The sequence below is a fragment of the Desulfovibrio sp. DV genome (assembly GCF_001936595.1).
Lineage (GTDB): Bacteria > Desulfobacterota > Desulfovibrionia > Desulfovibrionales > Desulfovibrionaceae > Solidesulfovibrio.
The window spans coordinates 1-5279 of the sequence record NZ_MLBG01000174.1; the positions used below are offsets into that span (position 1 = coordinate 1).

General features: G+C 69.9%; 5 protein-coding genes. 4 read left to right on the forward strand and 1 reads right to left on the reverse strand.

Translation table 11 applies throughout. From position 1 onward, the window contains the following. Positions 1–163 precede the first annotated feature (163 nt). From DVDV_RS23690 to DVDV_RS21440, 4 genes are all read left to right on the forward strand, one after another. A complete protein-coding gene (locus DVDV_RS23690) occupies positions 164–1372 on the forward strand; it encodes an NAD(P)/FAD-dependent oxidoreductase (RefSeq protein ID WP_254845491.1) in 1209 nt (402 codons plus the stop codon). 308 nt (positions 1373–1680) lie between these two features. Next, positions 1681–2172, forward strand: a complete 492-nt coding sequence (locus DVDV_RS23695; RefSeq protein WP_254845493.1) for a radical SAM protein — start codon at positions 1681–1683, stop codon at positions 2170–2172. Further along, a complete protein-coding gene (locus DVDV_RS23700) occupies positions 2159–2566 on the forward strand; it encodes an SPASM domain-containing protein (RefSeq protein ID WP_254845492.1) in 408 nt (135 codons plus the stop codon). Before DVDV_RS23695 ends, DVDV_RS23700 begins: the two co-directional genes overlap by 14 nt. A 46-nt stretch (positions 2567–2612) precedes the next feature. Continuing rightward, entirely contained in the window at positions 2613–4547 is a 1935-nt protein-coding gene (locus tag DVDV_RS21440; protein ID WP_075356598.1) for a glycosyltransferase family 4 protein, read from the forward strand. Between the two features lie 21 nt (positions 4548–4568). Here the strand turns inward: DVDV_RS21440 and DVDV_RS21445 are convergent, their stop codons facing one another. Then, positions 4569–5018: a hypothetical protein gene (locus tag DVDV_RS21445; RefSeq protein WP_075356599.1), complete on the reverse strand. Its 450-nt coding sequence runs from the start codon at positions 5016–5018 to the stop codon at positions 4569–4571. Positions 5019–5279 lie beyond the last annotated feature (261 nt).

Consider the following 5279-nt stretch of genomic DNA (forward strand, 5'->3'; position numbering starts at 1 on the left):
CCGGACGGCCGCCAAACGGCCGTATCCTTGGCCCCGGGGCCGGGCTGTGCCGGCCGGCAGAAAAAAGGAGGACGCCCGGACCGGGGCTGGTATAGGGTGCCCCAACGCGCCGCCCGGCCGCGGTGGCGGCCGGGCGCGAGGCCAGGAAAAGGATAGGACACGTATGCAAGGCTCCCCCATTGTCATTGTCGGCGGCGGCATCGCCGGGCTGGCCTGCGCCGTCCGGCTGGCCGAGGCCGGCCGGCCCTGTCTGGTCCTCGAACGCGCCGACCGGGTCGGCGGCCTTCTGCGCTCGGAAACACTCGACGGCGTGGTCTTCGACTACGGTCCCCACGTCCTTTTTCTCGACGTGCCGGGCGTGGGCGAGAACTTTTTGCGCCAGACGCTCACCGGCCGGCCGGTCATCCGCCACCCCTTTGCCTTTGCCGTGGCCGCCGGGGGGCGCATGTGGCAGTTCCCCAACCATCTCGACTTTTTGCGCTACCCGCTGCGCTACAAGATCGAGGCCGTCCGGGCCGCGCTCAAGCGCCGGGGCGCGCCGCCGCCGGAACCGATCTCGGCTGAGCTTGAGCTGTCGGAAAAATGCGGCCCGGGCCTGTACGATCTGCTTTTTCGCGATCTGTTCGCCAAAAAGGCCCTGACCCCGCCGGCGGCGCTGCACCACCACTGGCTGGCCCGGGTGGACCGCACCATCGACAACGCCAAGGAGCCGTTTGTCCGGCGCGGCAAGGCGGCGGCGGTCATTGCCGCCCTGTCCCGGCTGCGCCAGCGCTATTGGTATCCAGCCGGAGGCCTTGGCGACGTGCCGGCCCTGCTTGCCCGGCGCATCGAGGCGGCCGGCGGCGAGATCGTCACCGGCGTCACGGACATTGCCCTCACCCGAGAGAACGGGCGCATCACGACGATAACGGCCGATGGCCGGGCCATCACCCCGGCCCATGTGGTCTGGACCGCGCCGCTTGATACCCTAAACGCCGCCCTTGGCAGCGACGCCCCGGCCCTGCCAAGCGTCACCATGCGTCTGGTCATGCTGACCTACAACCGAAGCGAACGCACCCCGCGGCCCTTCGTCTATACCTACCACCCCGACCCGGCCATGCAGGCCAATCGGGTGTACTATCCCGAGTCGATTTTCCGCGAACGCGGCCCGGCCGACCGGGAAGGGCTGTGCCTGGAGATCAATCTGGAGGACGCGGCCGAGCCTGAGGCAAAACCCTGGAGCGGGCCGTGGCCGACGTGGCCCGGCTGGGACTGTACCCGGTGTCCGCCCTTCGGGCTTCCAGGGTGGTCACCCTGCCCTCGGCCATGCCCATCTATCCGCTGGATTACGAGGCGAAGCTGGCTGCCGCCACCGCCCCGGTGCGGGCGATAGCCAACCTGCACGCCGTGGGCCGCCAGGGCGGCTTTTATTTCTGCCTGACCCCGGCGGCCGCGTCCCAGGGCCTCAAAATGGCCGACCATCTGCTTGGCGTCAAAAAGCCGGCCGCAACGCCGGAGCCGGCCAAAAAGGCCGGGCTGCTCGATGCCGGGCTGGCCACCAAGGGAGCCGGGGCCGGGGAGCGGCTCAAGATTTTAAAGCGCCATGCCCAGGCCTTCGTGCGCCATGCGACGCTGAAGCGGCTGTGGAACTTTTTCAAGGCCGAGCGAAACCGCCTGCAAAAGCGGCCGGTCCTTGATTCCATGCCCTATATCCTGAAGATCGAGACCACCAACATCTGCAATCTGCGCTGCGCCTACTGTTACGACGACCGCCGCGCCCCGCTGCCCGGCGAGCGCCCCTACGGCCGCATGACCGCCGACCAGTTCAGGAGCATCATTGATTCCTGCGGCGAGTACCTCTTCAAGATCAACATGTACGGCTTTGGCGAGCCGTTTCTCTTCCCCGAGACGTTGGAAATGATCTGCTACGCCACGGACAAAAACATCGGCGTCGGCGTGTCGTCCAACCTCAACCACCGCGACCCGGACCTGGCCCGGCGCATTGTGGCCTCTGGCCTGGAAGTGCTGATTTTTTCCTGCCACGGCGTGTCGTTTGAGACGTCTGGCCGGTTCATGCGCGGCGGCAACGCCGATCTGGCCTTTTTCCAACCTCCGGGCGCTCATTGCGGCCCGCACGGCCGCCGGCACGAAAACGCCGTATATCGACTGGCAGTACTGCGTGACCGGATTTAACGAGCACGAGATCGACACCGCCCGGGAGACGGCGGCCCGGCTTGGCGTCGACCAGGTGCGGTTCATCCGGCCGTTTTTCCCGGCCGATGCGCCGGACGACTGGTTTTCCACCATGTTCCCGCGCCAGACCCTGACCCATGACCACGAGGCCGCGCCGGGCTGCTCGTGGCTCTACCGCTCGGCCTACATCAACTGGGACGGCGGGCTTATCCCCTGCTGCCGCGATCCCCGCGATCCGGGGGTGGATTTCGGCAACGTCTTTGAGACACCTTTTTCCAAGCTGTGGAACGGAGGCAAGTATCAGGCCGCCCGGACGCTCCTGGCCGATCCGGGCCGCCACGACCTGCGAAGCGGCATTGTCTGCGGCCGCTGCCCGGTGACGCGCGGGGCCTGAAGCCAACCTTGCCAGGGGCGGCCGGCAACCCTAGAATGCCGGGATTATGCACGACACCGCACCCGACGCCGCCGGCCTGACCGCGCCCATGCGGCTGGCCCGGCATCTGCGCGACGATATCCGGGCCAAGCTCCAGCTCGTCGGCCTGACCGGGGAAACGGATTTTCTGCTGTGGTGGCTGACCAGCGCCTGGAAGGAATTTCCAGCCGCGGCCGGTTATCCCCGGCCCGAGGATCTGGCCCTGGCCAATGCCGTGGCCAGCCCGGCGGCCGGACCCGAGGACGCCCCGCTCACCCGGCTCATGGATTTCATCTGGCGCTTTCGAAACGACGACACCGCCGCCTTTGACCGGGACGACCCGGCCGGCCGGGCGGCCTTCACCGCCTGGTTTTACACCAGCGCCGTGCCGGAAATGGGCCTTTTCGGGCTGCTCGACGCCCGGCAACAGGCCTGGCTGTTCGAGCCGGTTTCGGCCCCCCTGCCGGCCCTGGGCCTGGCCCTGCCGCGTCTGGCCCGGCTGACCTGGGCCGCCCGGCCCGATGTCCGGCCGGCCTTTGATCCGGCCACGCCCGAGGGGGCGCTTGGCCTGCTGGCCTGGTATGTGCTCCACGGCGCAGCCGAGATGGGCCACGACGGCCCCCTGGCCTGGACCCCGCCCCTGCCCCTTGACGCCGACATGCCCGACCTGCCCGGAATCACCCGGCTGGCCTTTCTGGCCTGGTTTTCCGACGAGGCGGCCCGGGCCGCTTTCGATCCCGGCCGGCCGGACCAGCGCCCGGCCCTCATGGCCTGGGCCGGGGGCCGGTCGCCGGCCGCCCCCCGGCCCAGCCAGGCCCGGCCACCGGCCACGGCCGTTTGCCGGGCATCCGCCCCGCCGCGCCATCCCTTTGGGGTCAACATCATCGGCTTTGCCCGCGGAGAACTGGGCATCGGCGAGGATTCGCGCATGTGCGCCCTGGCCCTGGCCGCAGCCGGCGTGCCCTTTTCCGTGGTCAACGTCCAGACCGGCCCCGGCACCCGGCAGGCCGACGGCTGGCTGGATGCCTGCATCAGCGACGAGCTGCCCTACCCGGTCAACATCTTTTGCTTAACCGGCCTGGACACGACCCGCTTGTGGCTGGAACGCGGCGAGGAACTGTTCTCCGGACGCATCAACATCGGCTACTGGCCCTGGGAGCTGCCCGGCTGGCCCGAGGTCATGGCCGACGCCTACCGGCTGATGGACGAGTTGTGGCTGTCCACGGCCTATGCCCGCGAGGCCTTTGCCGCCACCAGCCCGGTGCCGACCCGGCTCATGCCCATGGCCGTCGCCGTGGACCGGCTGACCCCGACCCCGCGGGCCCGGTTCGGCCTGCCTGAAGACCGGTTCCTGTTTCTCTACGTCTTTGACGCCAATTCCTATCTGGCCCGCAAAAATCCGCTGGCGGCCGTGGCCGCCTTCCGGGAGGCCTTTCCCGGCGGCCACGAGCCGGTCGGGCTGGTGCTTAAAACCATGAATCCCCGGACCGACGACCCGCGCTGGCGGGCCGTGGCTGCGGCCGCCGCCGCCGACCGGCGCATCGCCATCCTGGCCGACACCCTGGACCGGGGCGAGGCCCTGGGGCTTTTTGCCGCCTGCGATGCCTACCTCTCGCCGCACCGGGCCGAGGGCTTCGGCCGGACCCTGGCCGAGGCCATGCTGCTCGGCAAGCCGGTCATCGCCACAGGCTATTCCGGCAATGCCGATTTCCTGACCCCGGAGACCGGCTTCCCGGTGGCCTATCGCCTCGTGCCGGTTGGTCCCGGAGAATATCCGTTTGGCCAGGGGATGCTTTGGGCCGAGCCGGACCGGGCCGAGCTGGTCCGGGCCCTGCGGCTGGTGTTGGCCAATCCGGGTCTGGCCCGCAAGCGCGGGCAGGCCGGCCGGGAACTGATCACCAGCCGCCACGCGCCGGCCACGGTCGGAGCCGCCTATCTGGCCCGGCTGCGCCAACTGGCCTGAAGCGCGCCGTCCGGCCCGGCCTCACTCCCCGCCAAAGCCAAAGGTCAGGCCGCACTCCCCCGGACACGCGGCCGTAAGCTGCGTCTCGCCCGGAGTCAGGGCCAGGGCCGGCAGGCTGCGGGTGTCGAGCGCCACCACCGCCGCCTGGGGCGTCTGGGGCGAGGACCACAACTGCACCCCGTCGCCGGTCAGGCGAAAGCGGACCCGGATCGTGCCGGTCGCGCCGCCCAGATCCAGGGACGCCCGGCGCATCACCTCAAGCCCGTCCCAGCGCCCGGAGCGCGTGCTCAAAAAGGCATCGACCAGCCGAAACGGCCCGCCATTGACCGACACCTCGGCCACGGCCCCGTTGGCTCCGGCCGCATCGCCAAAAAGCCTCGGAAACCAGGTCAGATCCAGCCCGGCCGCCGGATAGCCGGTGGTCAGCTCGTAGGTGGCGGTGCAGGGTTTGGCGTCCGGGCAGGACACCACCGGCTGGCCGGCGAGCTTGACGGCCGTCGTATCGGCGGTCCAGGCGTCGGAAACGAAGCCGGCGTCGGTATAGAGCGGCGCCAGGGTGGCCGTGCCCGTATCCCCCGGCGTGAGGCTGGCGGCCAGCAGGGACGGGCCGGCCAGGGGGATCTGGAACCGCAGCGGTTCGAGCAGGGCCGGGTCTGCCCGGCGGGCCGCCCGGCGGCTTTTGACCGGCCCCTCGGGGGACCGCCGTGGTCGGTCCCAGGGTCAGCCATGCGC